The sequence below is a fragment of the Arthrobacter sp. AG367 genome, from assembly GCF_007828995.1.
In the GTDB taxonomy this organism is placed as follows: domain Bacteria; phylum Actinomycetota; class Actinomycetes; order Actinomycetales; family Micrococcaceae; genus Arthrobacter.
The window spans coordinates 1-15,554 of sequence record NZ_VIVE01000004.1; the positions used below are offsets into that span (position 1 = coordinate 1).

The 15,554-nt window shown below is 59.6% G+C and carries 15 protein-coding genes and 1 pseudogene; 11 read left to right on the plus strand and 5 right to left on the minus strand.

The annotated features are described in order from the left end of the window. Positions 1–920: pseudogene (locus tag FB478_RS12310) on the minus strand (class II glutamine amidotransferase); the annotation flags it as partial. A gap of 117 nt (positions 921–1,037) precedes the next feature. On the opposite strand from FB478_RS12310, the gene coaA reads away from it, so the two are divergent. From coaA to mscL, 3 genes are read left to right on the plus strand one after another with little or no spacing between them, the layout of a single operon-like run. Continuing rightward, positions 1,038–2,033, plus strand: a complete 996-nt coding sequence (coaA, locus tag FB478_RS12315) for a type I pantothenate kinase (RefSeq protein WP_186447803.1) — start codon at positions 1,038–1,040, stop codon at positions 2,031–2,033. 5 nt (positions 2,034–2,038) lie between these two features. After that, positions 2,039–2,902, plus strand: coding sequence for a D-alanyl-D-alanine carboxypeptidase family protein (locus tag FB478_RS12320; protein WP_144600717.1), 864 nt, complete (start codon positions 2,039–2,041; stop codon positions 2,900–2,902). A 24-nt stretch (positions 2,903–2,926) separates the two neighbouring features. Continuing rightward, entirely contained in the window at positions 2,927–3,328 is a 402-nt protein-coding gene (mscL, locus tag FB478_RS12325) for a large conductance mechanosensitive channel protein MscL (RefSeq protein WP_144600719.1), read from the plus strand. Between the two features lie 82 nt (positions 3,329–3,410). Here the strand turns inward: mscL and glmM are convergent, their stop codons facing one another. Continuing rightward, on the minus strand, positions 3,411–4,772 hold the full coding sequence (glmM, locus tag FB478_RS12330; RefSeq protein WP_134163723.1) for a phosphoglucosamine mutase: 1,362 nt from the start codon (positions 4,770–4,772) through the stop codon (positions 3,411–3,413). Positions 4,773–4,906: 134 nt separating this feature from the next. Further along, positions 4,907–6,064: an acyltransferase gene (locus tag FB478_RS12335; protein WP_056389020.1), complete on the minus strand. Its 1,158-nt coding sequence runs from the start codon at positions 6,062–6,064 to the stop codon at positions 4,907–4,909. A gap of 294 nt (positions 6,065–6,358) precedes the next feature. On the opposite strand from FB478_RS12335, the gene FB478_RS12340 reads away from it, so the two are divergent. From FB478_RS12340 to FB478_RS12350, 3 genes are read left to right on the plus strand one after another with little or no spacing between them, the layout of a single operon-like run. Further along, entirely contained in the window at positions 6,359–7,597 is a 1,239-nt protein-coding gene (locus tag FB478_RS12340) for a bifunctional glycosyltransferase family 2/GtrA family protein (protein ID WP_056389017.1), read from the plus strand. Next, the gene (locus FB478_RS12345) at positions 7,594–9,483 is read left to right on the plus strand and encodes a glycosyltransferase family 39 protein (protein WP_144600721.1); all 1,890 of its coding nucleotides are present in this window, start codon (positions 7,594–7,596) and stop codon (positions 9,481–9,483) included. Before FB478_RS12340 ends, FB478_RS12345 begins: the two co-directional genes overlap by 4 nt. Continuing rightward, positions 9,449–11,356: a glycosyltransferase family 39 protein gene (locus FB478_RS12350; protein WP_144600723.1), complete on the plus strand. Its 1,908-nt coding sequence runs from the start codon at positions 9,449–9,451 to the stop codon at positions 11,354–11,356. Before FB478_RS12345 ends, FB478_RS12350 begins: the two co-directional genes overlap by 35 nt. A 54-nt stretch (positions 11,357–11,410) precedes the next feature. Here FB478_RS12350 and rpsI read toward each other — a convergent pair whose 3' ends face one another. Together rpsI and rplM are read right to left on the minus strand one after the other, a co-directional pair. Further along, positions 11,411–11,914, minus strand: coding sequence for a 30S ribosomal protein S9 (gene rpsI / locus FB478_RS12355; protein ID WP_018769171.1), 504 nt, complete (start codon positions 11,912–11,914; stop codon positions 11,411–11,413). A 38-nt stretch (positions 11,915–11,952) separates the two neighbouring features. After that, on the minus strand, positions 11,953–12,396 hold the full coding sequence (rplM, locus tag FB478_RS12360; protein WP_015937805.1) for a 50S ribosomal protein L13: 444 nt from the start codon (positions 12,394–12,396) through the stop codon (positions 11,953–11,955). Positions 12,397–12,730: 334 nt separating this feature from the next. On the opposite strand from rplM, the gene FB478_RS12365 reads away from it, so the two are divergent. From FB478_RS12365 to FB478_RS12385, 5 genes are all read left to right on the plus strand, one after another. Then, positions 12,731–13,357 (plus strand): prepilin peptidase, encoded by a 627-nt coding sequence (locus tag FB478_RS12365; protein WP_144600725.1) that lies wholly within the window; start codon positions 12,731–12,733, stop codon positions 13,355–13,357. 278 nt (positions 13,358–13,635) lie between these two features. After that, the gene (locus tag FB478_RS12370) at positions 13,636–13,836 is read left to right on the plus strand and encodes a Flp family type IVb pilin (RefSeq protein ID WP_056389004.1); all 201 of its coding nucleotides are present in this window, start codon (positions 13,636–13,638) and stop codon (positions 13,834–13,836) included. A 31-nt stretch (positions 13,837–13,867) separates the two neighbouring features. Next, entirely contained in the window at positions 13,868–14,068 is a 201-nt protein-coding gene (locus tag FB478_RS12375; protein WP_082581683.1) for a Flp family type IVb pilin, read from the plus strand. Positions 14,069–14,146: 78 nt separating this feature from the next. After that, positions 14,147–14,545 carry a TadE family protein gene (locus FB478_RS12380; protein WP_082581682.1) on the plus strand — a complete coding sequence of 133 codons (399 nt, stop codon included), beginning with the start codon at positions 14,147–14,149 and terminating at the stop codon, positions 14,543–14,545. Further along, positions 14,533–15,537 carry a TadE/TadG family type IV pilus assembly protein gene (locus FB478_RS12385; RefSeq protein WP_144600727.1) on the plus strand — a complete coding sequence of 335 codons (1,005 nt, stop codon included), beginning with the start codon at positions 14,533–14,535 and terminating at the stop codon, positions 15,535–15,537. Before FB478_RS12380 ends, FB478_RS12385 begins: the two co-directional genes overlap by 13 nt. The last annotated feature ends 17 nt before the right edge of the window (positions 15,538–15,554 follow it).

Genomic DNA, 15,554 nt, shown 5'->3' on the forward strand with positions numbered 1-15,554 from the left:
AGCAGTTCCGGATCAATCCGCAGCTCGTCCAGGGTCAGCTTGCCCTTGATGTCCGAACGTCCCAGCAGGGTCTGCGCCACGGCGTCGGGCTGGTCGTGGATTTCCTTCTCCATGAAGGAGGAGAAGCCGCCCTTTTCCGCGGAGGCCGGGTCCCAGTCCACGTGGTATTCCTTGCCCTGGGCCGGGTTGCCGTAGAAATCGGTGATCTCCACCGTGTCTGCGGTGATGGTCACGATCTGGTCCTGGCCCAGCTCCACCGCGCGGCGGGTGTAGTCGATGAACCCGGACACGTCCGAGCCCAGGAAGTTCTCCCCCTCGCCCAGGCCCACCACCAGCGGTGAGTTGCGGCGGGCGGCCACGACGACGTCGGGCTGGTCCGCGTGCACGGCCAGCAGGGTGAAGGCGCCCTCCAGGCGCTGGCAGGCCAGCTCCATGGCGCGGGTCAGGCCACCGTTCGCGGTGTCCCCGCCCAGCTTGTTCCGGAGGATGTCGGCCAGCAGCGCGGCAGCGACCTCGGTGTCCGTCTCGGACAGGAACGTGGCGCCCTTTTCAAGCAGCTCGAGCTTGAGCTCGGCGAAGTTTTCGATGATGCCGTTGTGGATCACGGCCAGCTTGCCGCCGTCAGCCAGGTGCGGGTGCGCGTTGCGGTCCGTCGGGCCGCCGTGCGTGGCCCAGCGGGTGTGTCCGATCCCGGTCACCGTCTCAGGCAACGGGCGGGCCTCCAGCTCGGCAATCAGGTTGCTCAGCTTCCCTGACTTCTTCCGCGACTCAATGGCGCCCTTGGACACCACTGCCACGCCGGCAGAGTCATAACCGCGGTACTCCAGGCGGCGCAGTCCTTCAAGGACAACATCCAGGGCACTGTGACCGTTAATTGCACCGTCAACCGGACGGCCTACGTATCCCACGATTCCACACATAGGCACAAGACTATCGGCAGCGTGCCTGTTGCTCTAAACCGGCGGCCCACCCGGCGGGGCTTTTACGGGGGCCTGCGTGACGGGCTCCGCCGCGCTGAGCAGGGCGCTCATTTCGTGATGGGCCGGGCGCGGGGCAGAATCTTTAGCGTGACTTCGCAACGCAATGAAGCGAACGGGGAGGGTGCCTCGCCGTTCGTGGAGCTGGACCGGCAAACCTGGTCCCGGCTCGCAGCCCAGATGGAACAGCCCCTTAATGAAGAGGATGTGCTGCGCCTTCGCGGGCTCGGTGACCCCCTGGACATCAATGAAGTCAGGGATGTCTACCTGCCGCTGTCACGGCTGCTGCACCTGTACGTTGAGGCGGCGGGGCAGCTGCACGCGGCCACTACCACGTTCCTGGGCGAGCAGACCCAGCGCACCCCGTTCGTGATCGGCGTGGCCGGTTCGGTTGCCGTGGGCAAGTCCACCATCGCCCGCGTGCTGCGTGAGATGCTCCGCCGCTGGCCGGGCACCCCCAACGTGGAACTCATCACCACCGATGGCTTCCTCTACCCCCTGGCCGAACTCAAGCGCCGGCAGCTGCTAGACCGGAAGGGCTTCCCGGAGTCCTACGACCGGCGGGCGCTGCTGCGCTTCGTGAGCGAGATCAAGGGCGGCGCCGAGGAAGTGCGCGCGCCCTGGTACTCCCACGTCACGTACGACATCGTGCCCGGCAAGGAAGTTGTGGTCCGCCGCCCGGACGTGCTCATCGTGGAGGGCCTGAACGTCCTGGCTCCGGCACGGCCCCGGCATGACGGCCGCCAGGGGCTGGCACTGAGCGACTTCTTTGACTTCTCCATCTATGTCGATGCCAAGACCTCCTACATTGAGGAGTGGTACGTGGACCGGTTCCGGAAGCTGCGCAGCACCGCGTTCGCGCAGCCGGAGTCCTACTTCCACCGCTACGCCACGCTGTCCGACGAGGAAGCCGAAACCACGGCACGCGACATCTGGAAGCGGATCAACGAGCCCAACCTGGAGGAGAATGTCCTTCCCACGCGGGGGCGGGCGCAGCTGGTGCTGACCAAAGAAGCGGACCACTCCATTCGCCGCATGCTCCTCCGGAAGGTGTAGCACAGGTGTGCTACCAATGCGGGTCCCCCAGCCGGCGCAGCTTCACCCGGTTCCTCGCAGCGGGGGCCGGGCTGACTGTCCTGGCAGCGTGCACACCTGAGGCACCCAAGTCCGTGCCGCCGTCGTCCGCTGCCGCTTCGGCGTCCCCCTCCCCTGTTGCCGTCACCGCTTCAGCGGGCCCGACGGCGGAAGCCGCCACGGTGGGCCAGTCACCGGAGGTGCCGTCCCCCGCACCGTCACCGTCGCCGTCGGCGGCCCCGGCGCGTCAGTTTTCGCTTGATGACCCGGCCAGCCAATGGGTCATCGTCAACAAGCACCGGCCCCTGAAGCCGGCGGACTTTGTGCCGGCGGACCTGGTGCGTCCCGCCGTCGCCATTTCCGCCGCGGGCGAGGCGGCGCTGTTGAACAGCACGACGGCGGCGGCGGCCGAAGCGATGTTCGCGGCCGCCGCGCAGGATGGCGTGGCTTTGGTCCTGGCCAGCGGCTACCGCTCGTACAGCACGCAGGTGACCACCTACAACGGGTACGTCGCGGCGCGCGGTCAAGCCGATGCCGACACGGCCAGTGCCCGGCCCGGCCACTCGGAGCACCAGACGGGGTGGGCGTTCGACATCGCGGACGGCGGGGGCGCCTGCAGCTTCCAGCCGTGCTTTGCCGACCAGCCAGCGGCGTCCTGGGCGAAAGCCAACGGCCACCGCTTCGGATTCGTGGTGCGGTATCCCTGGATGCTGCACCCCATCACGGGGTATTACTACGAGCCGTGGCACCTGCGGTACGTGGGCGTGGAGGCGGCCACGGACATGCTGAACCGGGGCATTGGCACGCTGGAGGAATACTTCGGCCTGGAGGCGGCACCGGCGTACCTGTAATGCCGGTGCGCTAGGTTGGTTTCCATGCTTAGTGGATTCAAAAACTTCATTATGAAGGGCAACGTGGTTGACCTTGCGGTCGCCGTCGTCATAGGTACTGCTTTCGGCGCCGTGGTGACGGCGCTGGTCAACAAAGTGCTGATGCCCTTCGTCTCAGGCCTGGTGGGTGCACCCAACTTCGACAGCTTTGGAAGGGTGGAGCTGAACGGCAACGCCATCGAGTTCGGGGTGCTGCTGACCGCGGTGGTGAACTTCCTGCTGATTGCGGCGGCCATCTATTTTGTGGTGGTGATGCCGATGAACATCATGATTGAGCGCCGCAACCGCCGGCTTGGGATCAACAAGGATGTGAAGAAGGACGCTGCAGAGGATCCGCAGGTTGCGCTCCTGACCGAGATCCGGGATGCATTGAAGGACCGGGTCTAAGCCTTTCCAACCGCAAAGTGGCCCGTCTCCCTGTTGGGAGGCGGGCCACTCTTTTTGCTGCGGTTGTTTTGAGCCGCGCCGGCTAGTTGGAGGCGAGCTCCAGCGCGAGTTCGGTGCGGACCACCTGGGCCAGGTGTTCGGCGATGGACTGGGCCGTCTCCTCGTCGGCGGCCTCCACCATGACGCGGACCACGGGCTCTGTGCCGGATGGGCGGAGCAGGACGCGGCCGGTTTCCCCAAGCGCTGCTTCCGCCGATGCCACGGCCTGGGCCAGGACATCGCTGCTGCCCACGCGGGTGCGGTCCACGCCCTTGACGTTGATGAGGACCTGCGGGAGCTTGGTCATTACGGTGGCGAGTTCCTTGAGCGGTTTCCCGGTCAGGGCCACCTGTGCGGCGAGCTGCAGGCCGGTGAGGAGGCCGTCGCCGGTGGTTGCGTGATCGGCGAAGATGACGTGGCCGGACTGTTCGCCGCCCAGGTTGTAGCCGCCGTCGCGCATGCCCTCCAGCACGTAGCGGTCCCCCACCGCGGTTTCCACGATGGTGATGCCGGCGTCGCGGAGGGCGATCTTCAGGCCGAGATTGCTCATGACGGTGGCTACCAGGACGTCATCCTTGAGCTTGCCGGAGTTCTTGAGCGCAACGGCGAGGATGGCCATGATCTGGTCGCCGTCAACCTCGTTGCCCTCGTGGTCCACGGCCAGGCAGCGGTCGGCATCGCCGTCGTGGGCGATTCCCAGGTTGGCACCGTACTTGATCACGGCTTCCTTGAGCGGGCCGAGATGGGTGGAGCCGACGCCGTCGTTGATGTTGAGTCCGTCCGGATCGGCGCCGATGACGACCACGTCAGCTCCGGCGTCCTTGAAGAGCTGGGGCGAGCAGCCGCTGGCCGCACCGTTGGCGCAGTCAAGGACCACGGTGAGGCCATCGAGGCGGTGCGGGAGGGTGCGGAGCAGGTGGACGATGTAGCGGTCCTCTGCGTCGGAGAAGCGCTGGATGCGGCCTACGTCGGCGCCGGTGGGCCGGACGGCTTCCTTGCCCATCTGGGCTTCGATGGCGTCCTCCACCTCGTCGGGCAGCTTCTGGCCGCCGCGGGCGAAGAACTTGATGCCGTTATCCGGTGCCGGGTTGTGGGAGGCGGAGATCATGACGCCGAAATCCGCGTCCAGGTCCGCCACCAGGTAAGCGGCCGCGGGGGTGGGCAACACCCCTGCGTCATAGACGTCGATGCCTGAGCTGGAGAGCCCGGCTTCCACGGCTGCGGCGATGAATTCGCCGCTGGCGCGCGGGTCGCGGGCCAGCACGGCGCGGGGCCGGGAGCCGTTGGAGTTGCGGTCGTGGCCGAGCACGACGGCGGCCGCCTGGGCCAACTGCAGGGCCAGTTCTGCTGTCAGCAGGCCGTTGGCCAGCCCCCGGACACCATCAGTTCCAAATAATCTAGACACCGGTCAAGTGTAGAGGATGGGTGTGGGGGGAAATGGAAACCGCTGCTTCCCAGGCACGCATTGCCGATCTTCAACCTGAATCAGAAGGCGCCCCAGCGCAATCGCAGGCATCGGGCCGACGATCTCCCGGCCGCTTAATTCCTGGATGGCTCCTTGTTTTGGATGCGGCTTTCCCGGCCCTGACTCCATAGACGTGGACGCCAGCTTGTCTTGTCGACCAGATCACCCACGGTTGACGCCAATCGAAGACTGGGTCGCTCCACCAAGGCGCTGAAAGCCACGGCCAAGGCGATAGAAAGCGGTACGGCGATGAGCCCGACTACAACGGGCTCATCAGAATGTGTCACAAGGGCGACGGACACAACCACGGGTTCGTGAGTCAAGTAAAGGCTAAAGGACAGTTTGCCCAGCCATTGGAGAGCCGGAGCACTCCCAATCATGCTGGTCCCCTTCGACCCGACGAACATGAACAGAAGAAGTACTCCGCCGACTGCAGACAGTGCATTGGCTGCAGGAATGCCAGGCAGAATCCAGCGCGACAACAAGAAGATGAGTGTGACGGTGAGAAGCCCACACCACGTGCTGGAACGGAACTTTGCCGCCCACGCGCTGAGAACCTCCACATGCGATGCCATGAGAACGCCGAGTCCAAACATGGGGAGGAATACCAGTACGTCCTCTTCCAGGATGTCTCCTAGGCCGATTGTCATGAGAAGGCCCGCCATGCGCAGCATCCAGGCTTGCCTGAATCGACAGACACCTATGCAAAACATCGGGAGCAACAATGAAAACAGAACTTCCCACCTCAGAGACCAGAGAGGTGAGTTCAAGCTACTTGCGCCGAAAAGCAAGGCTCCATCAATGAAGGCATTTGTGGGTTCTTGATGCTTATTGACCCAAGAACTTAGGTCAGGGTCTGCGATCCTGGGTGCAATCCAGACGGTAATGACAGCGAGACCGAGCGACGCCCACACGGGCGGAAAGATTCGAGCTATTCGCTTACAGTAATAAGCCGGCCAACTCTGAGGACGGCCTCGCAGCCGTGGCAGCGTGAGGACGAACCCGGACAGGATAAAAAACACAAAGACCGCCTCTTGGCCTGCCCAGAAAAGGTGAAGGGGCGAAAAGACGGTCCACCATGTCCACGGTTCGAAGGTGCCGCGTCCGTTGCTGTCCACCGCTTCCGCCAGCTCCGGGGAGACCAGGCAACAGTGATGAATCAGGACCACGCATGCGGCGATGCCCCTCAACCCATCGAGGGCTTGGTACCGCGCCACGCCTATCCCTTGCATGCGTCAAAGGTATGTAGCCGGCCCGGTCCTGCGCCTCAGTAGCAACTACCTGATTTCGCCGTCGCACCTCCCACACGGCCCGGAACCTAGTGGCTATCCGGGCTTTTCAGGCGGAACGGTGATTGGAGCTCCCTTTTGCAGCAAGAAGGCTTCCAACCGGCTACTTGGTCTTCCATCGCGATTACCTGCCTCAGCGAGAGTGCGGGACTTCCTGGCTACTTAGATCACGGTCCGGGTACCTGTCTTTACCTCAAACCCTCGCCGTGCCTACTTCGTGAACCCTACGATCCATGCATGACACCTAGCTATGGGGGCTTGGCGCTCGAAATTGTAGTACCGGTCTACAACGAAGAAGCGGTACTCGAAAACAGCATCACAAGGCTCGCCGATTATCTGACGCATGAAATGCCGTCGACGTGGAAAATTACCATCGCCGATAATGCAAGCACCGACGGGACACCGGTGATTGCCGCTCGACTCAGTGAGCAACATGAAAACATCGAATACCGACGCCTTGAAGCCAAAGGACGCGGCTTGGCACTGAGAGATGCCTGGACCGCTTCCGAAGCAAAAGTCCTCGCCTACTTGGACGTGGATCTATCCACCGATCTTGCGGCGCTTCCGCCCCTTGTCGCCCCCTTGCTGTCTGGTCATTCGGATATTTCGATAGGCACACGGTTGGGTCAGACCTCACGGGTGAGCCGTGGTCCGAAGCGCGAATTCATTTCCCGGTCCTACAACTTCCTGTTGCGTCGCACAATGCACGTGAGGTTCTCCGACGCACAGTGCGGGTTCAAGGCACTTCGGGCCGACGTAGCGAAACGCCTGCTCCCCCATATCGAGGACAACGGCTGGTTTTTTGACACAGAGTTGCTGATCATCGCTGAACGCTCCGGGCTCCGCATTCACGAAATTCCAGTCGATTGGGTGGATGATCCCGACAGCCGGGTCGATATCAAGCAGACTGCTCTGGATGACCTCAGGGGGATGGTGCGGGTAGCCACCTCCTTATTAAAGGGCGTGATTCCTGTTCAGGCAATCTACGCTGAACTCGGACGCCGGCCGATCGCGCCTCTGAACCGGCCAAGCTTCTTTGGGCAGGTACTCCGCTTTGGACTCGTGGGGGCGGCCTCGACTCTGGCGTTCGCTCTGCTGTACCTAATGATGCAGGGACCCCTTGGCTCTCAGGAAGCCAACTTCGTTGCACTACTGCTTACGGCGGTAGGAAATACCGCAGCAAACCGCAGATACACATTCGGTATAAGCGGGCCAGAGAAATTGTTCACCCAACAATTCCAAGGTTTCTTGGTCTTCTTGTTGGCCTGGGCTATCACGTCATCGTGTTTGCTGGTGCTCCACTCGGTGCATCCCGACGCTGCACCCAGAGTGGAACTTCTAGTTCTGACTGCTGCGAACGTCGTTGCGACATTGCTGCGATTCGTGCTCCTCCGCCTCTGGGTCTTCAGAGGCGGCCGTACTTCGGGCAGTGCGACAAGCATGCAAGTTGCGCATGCCGGAAAGTCTGGCCTGTGAAAGTCGCGGAAGAGCAGCGGGGCACTGCGGTCCTGAACGACCAGGTCCCTGTTCACCGGCACAGGGAAAAATGGGCTCTTGGTGCCCTAATGCTCGCGGCGGGGCTCGTGTACGTCTGGGCAGTTGACAGAAATGGCTGGGCAAATGCCTATTACTCTGCTGCGATACAGGCCGGACAGTACAACCTTGAAGCATTTCTTTTCGCTTCGGCTGATTGGGGCAACTTCATCACGGTCGACAAGCCCCCGCTAAGCCTTTGGATTATGGGAATCTCTGTTCGGATTTTTGGCCTCAACTCTTGGTCCATAATGGTTCCACAGGCAGTCATGACATTGGCCAGCACTTACATGGCGTTTCGGCTTTTGAGGCGGTGTTTTCCTTTCTCAACCGCCCTCCTCGCAGGAATCGCCTATGCTTTCGCCCCCATCACAGTCCTGATGGCTCGCTACAACAACCCAGACCCTCTTATGGTTCTTTTGATGGTCGCCGCCCTCTACGCAGGTGTTCGCGCATCCGAGAGCGGTCACTTCAGGTATATGCTCCTGGCGACCGTCTTCCTTATCCTGGGGTTTCTAACTAAGCAACTGCAGGCCTTCCTTGTACTTCCGGCAGTTGCTGCATCGTATTTACTCTACGCACCACTTGGGTGGCGCAGGCGATTCGTTTCCTTGGGTGCCGCGGGCCTCGTGCTAGGGATTGGTTCACTCGCGTGGCCACTTTTCGTGGACTCGCGATTCAATTCAAGTCGCCCTTACATCGGGGGCTCGACCACTAACAGCATGATTGAGCTCACATTGGGGTACAACGGACTGGATCGCGTCCTGCAGCACGACGACTCCCCATCTGCCGCCCTTATACCCGTCCAATTCCGCACGGTGGAATCAGATGCTGGATTGCTTCGACTGTTCAATGCAAACTACGGCCAAGAACTAGGTTGGCTTCTGCTGCCAGCCTTACTTTCCTGCATAGGGTTGATCATTCTCCTAGCGAAAAATAGCTATTCTCGCCGACAGTCAATTCTTATTTGTGGGTCGGTGGCATGGACAGCTACCACCTATATGGTGCTCAGCTTTATGGGAAGTAACTTTCATTCCTACTACACTGCATCTCTGGCACTTCCCATGGCTCTATGCCTCGGCCTAGGGACTGACTTGATGAGAAAATCAGTGAACACACGTTCGGGGCGCATTACCCTGGCACTCTCCTTGGTGGTGGCCACGGTGTTCGCGCACGGGATGTGGCAATTGAGCAGCGCCTATCCAGACTGGTTGGGGACTAGCCTCCTACTCCTCGGCGTTTGCGCAGCTGCAGTTCTGGCAGTCCGGGCACCCCGGCAGTGGATACCTCGCACTGCTGGCTCTCTTGCGGTCGGTGTACTCCTTGTAGGCCCCCTTTCCTGCTCCGCATTCACGCTGCAGTCGCCGCAGGAGGGATCAAATCCCATGTCAGGTGCGCTGACAAACAACCCGAATACACTGAGTCGGTTTCTACAAGGGGTAAAGCAGCAAGAGCCAGCGTGGGCCACAGGCATAGCGATTGGTATTAAACCAAGCCCCGCCATGGTCAACCTTGTTCGGCAGGCCCCAGACAGCTGCACATGGGCCGCTGCAACATATCCCGGCCAAACCGCCGCCCAATATCAACTTGCAACAGGACGCGCGGTTATGTCGATTGGGGGATTCGCGGCGGTGGACCCCACACCGACCCTCGAACAATTTCAAACGGCAGTATCCTCCGGTCAGGTCTGCTATGTGATCGAGCAGCAAGAGCAACTGAGGGTGCCGGGCAACAGCAAGGATCTCATTGCCCTACAGGATTGGGTCAAAGCAAACTTTGAAGCGGAGAAGATAGATGGCACTAACGTCTACAACGTCGGCGCTCGATGAACGAAGCGCAGGTAAACCGAAAGCGCCTTGGCCTGACAGATGGACGAGACATTGGCCCGAAGCAGCGCTCTATTCCATAGCCGGACTGGTCTACTTGTGGAACCTAACGATAAATGGATGGGGAAATCCCTATTACGCCTCTGCGGCGCAAGTAGGCGCCGCAGATTTGCAAGGCCTGTTCTACGGTTCTGCCGATGCAGGAAACGGTCTAACAGTAGATAAGCCGCCGGCGCATTTGTGGATAATGGCATTGTCCATAAGGCTATTCGGCCTAAATTCATTGAGCGTCCTCGTCCCTCAAGCATTGATGGGGATTGCAACAGTAGGCATGGTCTACCGCACCACGCTTTGCTGGTCTAGTCGGCGTCAAGCTCTTATTACCGGGCTGTTTGTGGTACTCATTCCTGTGACATCCATTATTTTTAGGTTCAATAATCCGGACGCCTTGCTACTGTTTCTGTGGTCTTTGGCCGTATTTTTCGCCGTGAAGTCAGCAGAAAAGCACCAACCGAGGTATATCTACGCAGCCTCGTTTATCCTGGGCATTGCCTTCCTATGTAAGCAGTTCCAGAGTTGGATTCTGGTACCAGCTCTCGGACTTGCGTTCTTGATCTTCGGCGACGGCCGAATGCGTGCGAGGCTTGGCCATCTTTTTACCGCCGCAGTGGTCACACTTATTCCGGCTTCATTGTGGATTGCGATCGTTGAACTGACGCCGCCCTCGAAAAGACCCTGGATAGGTGGAACAACGACAAACAGCTTTGTCGACCTTACTTTTGGATACAACGGGCTCGGCCGGTTGACCGGCAAGACGGACCTAGGCGCCGTTAATCCAAAAGACTTTTCAGGGGTAGTTGGATATGACGCAAGTCCAATCCGTCTCTTCACCATCAATTACGCTCCCGAGGTGGCATGGCTGCTACCTGTTGCCTTCGTGGGCACAGCTCTGATGGTGATCAGAATCTGCCGCCGCAGCCCGTCCCGTTTGGGGTCCTACGCTATGGCACTATTGGTCATGTGGTTTTTGACCACCTTTGCAGTGCTTAGCTTCATGACCGGTGATATCCACCCGTACTACACCTCGATGCTGGCACTACCAATGGCATCGATGGCTGGCACCGCGTTCGAAGCCTTCTGGGTGAACAGAAATAGGATGATCTATGTGCGGGGGGCAGCGGTTGTCACGCTCCTCTGCGCTGTACTCACGTCCGGTATCCTCACGTGGTTTCAGGACTGGCAGCCTTGGGCAGTATTCGGAATGAAAGTCGGAGCGCTTGCGTCTGCAGTCGCCCTACTACTTCCCCTTACGGCCAAACGACATCAAGTCGCTTCGATAGCGCTCTTACTAGCAGGGACGACAATAGCCATAATCCCTGCGTTGTTCGTCATCGAGTCCATATCGACTTCCCAGCAAGGATCGTTTCCGATTTCCGGACCTGTTCCGACTGCCGAGAGTTGGCACAAACGCGACGCCGAACAATTGAGGCTGGATGAGAAGAGCAAGTACGCACTCTCTCGAGGAGAGCCTGTGGTCGCAGAAATTGCAGCATACATTGAGGGGACATCTTCTGGCGCGCGTTGGGCGGCTGCGACGACGGGAAGCGAAAATGCGGCCCTTTACCAACTGGCTACGAAGCGTCCGGTGATGTCCGTTGGCGGTTTCTCTGCTCTGGATTCTTACCCGTCACTGAACTCCTTTAAGGACTATCTACACGCAGGAGAAGTGCACTACTACATCCACCAGCCGGGTATCCTAAGTTGGTCTGCCAGCCCGAACACACTGTCGGTTGTCGCTTGGATCCAAGACCACTACCCATACCGGGAATTCGCCGGTGTTCGTCTGTATGATCTGACGCAGCAACTACCAGACTGAAGCGACAGAAGCCCGCCCCGCTGGATAGCGGGGCGGGCTTCTGTGCAAGCGGATTTAGCGCTTGGAGTACTGCTGAGCCTTACGGGCCTTCTTGAGACCAGCCTTCTTACGCTCGATGACACGGGCGTCGCGGGACAGGTAACCGGCCTTCTTCAGGGTCGCGCGGTTGTTCTCGACGTCGATCTCGTTCAGGGAACGGGCGATGCCAAGACGCAGGGCGCCTGCCTGGCCGGAGATGCCGCCGCCGTGGATGCGGGCGATGACGTCGTAGGCACCTTCGAGATCGAGGATCTTGAAGGGCTCGTTGACGTCCTGCTGGTGCAGCTTGTTGGGGAAGTAGTTCGCCAGCTCGCGGCCGTTGATGGTCCACTTGCCGGAGCCGGGCACAACGCGGACGCGTGCAACGGCTTCCTTGCGGCGGCCAACAGCTGCGCCGGCAACGGTCAGGGCCGGGCGCTCCTTCTTGGGAGCAGCTTCAGCAGCTGAGCTCTCAGAGGTGTAGCTGGTCAGGTTTTCCTCGGCCTCGACGACCTCGGTGGTCTCTTCGTTCTGAGCCACGATTCTCCTTGTATAGATAAGTTGTTTGGTGGCCAGGACTACTGGGCGACCTGGGTGATTTCGAAAGTCTTGGGCTGCTGGGCGGCGTGCGGGTGCTCGGCACCGCGGTACACCTTCAGCTTGCCGAGCTGCTGGGCAGCCAGGGAGTTCTTGGGGAGCATGCCCTTGATGGCCTTCTCAACGGCGCGGACCGGGTTCGATTCCAGCAGTTCCGCGTAGTTGACGGAGGTCAGGCCGCCCGGGTAGCCGGAGTGGCGGTATGCGCGCTTCTGCTCCAGCTTGGCACCGGTCAGGGCTACCTTCTCGGCGTTGATGATGATGACAAAGTCGCCCATGTCCATGTGGGATGCGAAAGTGGCCTTGTGCTTGCCGCGCAGCAGGATTGCGGTCTGGCTTGCAAGACGACCAAGGACAACGTCGGTGGCGTCAATGACGTGCCACTGGCGGTTGATATCGCCGGGCTTCGGGGTGTACGTACGCACGGTGTTTGCCTCGTTCTTGTTCTGGCGTTCTTGTTTAGGTGTCGCTAGCTCGCGCACCTACTGTCTGCGCGCTACCGGAACAGAGGTGAGGGCTCCATGTAACCAGTCATCCTGAAGTTCCGAATGTGCACGTTGAGTAGTTATCCTGCAACCGGATTCTCAAGCGGGCACGCACCATCGGAATAGGACACGCACAACGACTACCAAGATTAGCGCGTCAAGGGGTTCAGGGTCAAAATGGGGTAGCCGGCGGTGGGTACATCCCGCGCCGGCCCAAGCTACTTAGGGGGCCGCAGTGGTATCAGCAGGGGGCAACGGTCCGACCGCTGGTCTCATGGTCGTTGCCATCGGCCTCCTGGGGCTCTTCCTCTCCCCCGTGGCCGAGCTCTTGATTTCGCGACTGCTCCCGCGGCTGGGTGGCCTTCCTACTTTGCGGGTTCGGATTACGACGGCGGCAATCACCGGCGCCGCCTGTGTCGCCCTCGTTGTGCGTTTCGGAAATACTGCGGCACTGCCCGCATTGATACTCCTGGCCGTGCTTGGTGTGCAGCTTGCCAGGGTGGATATTGCGCTGCATTTATTGCCCAACCAGCTGGTCATAATTTTGCTAGTAGCCGGCGTTCTCTTGTTGGCAGCACCCCTGATATTTGGTCAGCAGGCTGATGACTTTCTGCGCGCACTTCTCAGCGCCGCGATTTTGTTCGCCATCTACGTTCTTTTGGCTTTGATTTCGCCTGGTGCCATCGGTATGGGTGATGTAAAGCTGGCGGCACCTATCGGCCTTTATCTGGGGTACCTAGGTTGGAGCCAACTGCTGTATGGCGGCCTTCTGGGCTTCATTGTGAACGGGATCAGCACAGCCATAATCGTCGGTGGAAAACGCCGGAATAAGGCCAAGGAAGTGGCACATGGCCCCGCTATGCTGGGCGCCCTGGCCATCACAGCACTGCTCATCCCGTAGCCGGAACACTCCCTTCCGGACGCCTCCCGCTCGTGGTGAAGCGCACCCATCCAAGTAGTAAAGAGAACACGCGGATCTCACCCTAGGTACCTTTCCGAGTATTCGAGTACGTCAGTTCAGCATGCCACGAAAAATTCGAGTACTACTACGCATTGTTGCCCGTTGGCTTGAATGACAATCTCTTCTTAGCGAAGTCCAGCCGCTAAGGATTTATGGGGGCAGCTGGAAATTCGTTGAAATACAAATCACTTCAATTTCACCGAATTAAGGAAAATACAATGACTTCTCTCATGGTCTCGATGATGGCTTTCGTCACCGGTGTCAAGGAGCGTTTCTCCTCGGAAAAGGGAGCGACGGCCACCGAGTACTCCCTGCTGGTAGGCCTCATCGCACTGGTGATCGTCGCGGGCGTAACGCTCTTCGGCGGCAACCTCAACACCTTCTTCAACGGACTCGCTGGCAAGGTTGGCGCCTGGTAGAAGCCAACGTCAACGAGGGAGTGTCGACAAAATGTCAAACATTAATGCCTTTGTTCGAGAACTGGCGGTTGCCATCCGGACAATCTTCACCAGCGAAAAGGGCGCAACGGCCACTGAATACTCACTGCTCGTTGGACTTATTGCCTTGGTTATCGTCGCAGGGGTAACTCTCTTCGGCACTAACCTGAATGCCTTCTTCAATGGTCTAGCCGGCACTGTCGGCGCTTGGTAGTTATCCGGAATCGGTGTGCCGTGCTCCCGAGCACGGCACACCGACCCTTTTCAAGCTGCAACCGTCCAGGGGGACCCTTTGAAACGCAGCAACAGAACTTCTGATAACGGTGAACGGGGTGCCGTTGCAGTCGAATTCGCGTTAGTCGCCCCGATTCTGGTCGCTTTGATCATAGCCATCGTCGAGTTCTCAAATGCATACAACATTCAAGTCTCTGTCACACAGGCATCACGCGAAGCTGCCCGGACGATGGCCATCACCAAGGACGCGACGAAAGCAACGGCAGCTGGCAAGGCCGGCGCACCTTCAATTAACTCCTCTCTGCTCACCTTCGACTTCTCGTCAGCGACCTGCCCGGCAGCGACGCCAGCATCGACTGCAGTAGTAACGGTCAAATACAGCGGCTCTTCTCTAACAGGGTTTTTCGGCCCGAGCCTCACAGTCACAGGTAAAGGGGCTATGCAATGTGGCGGTTAGTCAAAAAGGCAAGGGGTGAAAACGAAGGTGAACGCGGAGCAGCCGGTGTGACAGTCGCTGTCATGATGCTCGTCCTCATAGGCGCGGGTGCAATGGCGGTCGATGTCGGGCAGATCTATGCCGAGCGCGCGCAACTGCAAAATGGCGCCGACGCAAGCGCCCTAGCCGTTGCTCTAAGTTGCCAGGCCGGCACCTGTACTCCTGCCCTTGCGAATGACTTGGCAAATTCAAACTCCAACGATGGCGCCAGCACGGCTTCCGTTGATCTTTCGACACCCGGTCAAGTGACAGTCACTACGTCCACGAAAAATGGTTCGTCCAGTTTTCTGACGAACCTATTCGCAAATGCAATTAACGCTGGCCCGGTAACGGTTGGTGCCCAAGCTGTAGCAGCTGCGGGCCCCCCTGGTGGCGGCTCCGGATTCCCGCTGGCTTTGTCTAACAACTGTTACAACCTGGCTTCAGGGAGCCAGACGGCGGAAGTTCAGAAGATGTCATACAAACCGGGAGGGACATGCACGGGCCCCTCCGGAACACAGATTCCAGGCGGTTGGGGCTGGCTTGACCAGGACTCCCCCTGTGTCGCTGACACACAAGTGGGAACAAATGATATGGGATCGGACCCCGGCAATAACCCTCCAAGTGGCTGCGCAACAATTCTCGGTACCTGGAAAACCACGATCGAAGCAGGAGGAGAAGTCAAAGTCGAATTCCCCGTGTTCGACACGTCCTCTGGCACTGGGCAGGGTGGTTCGTTCCACATTATTGGTTACGCAACATTCAAAATCTGGGGCTGGAAGTTCGGCAACAACGGAGTTTACGAGTTCCGCAACACCGCCAGTGACCCCGGAATGACAAGCTCCCTAGCTTGCTCAGGCGGAAACGACCGCTGTGTCATCGGCCAGTTCGTCAAATACTCGGTTATCGGCTCCGGTGGCTACATTCCTGGAGGCCAAAATCTGGGCACGTCGGAAATCCGGCTCATCAAATAGTTCCAACTAAGGGGAAA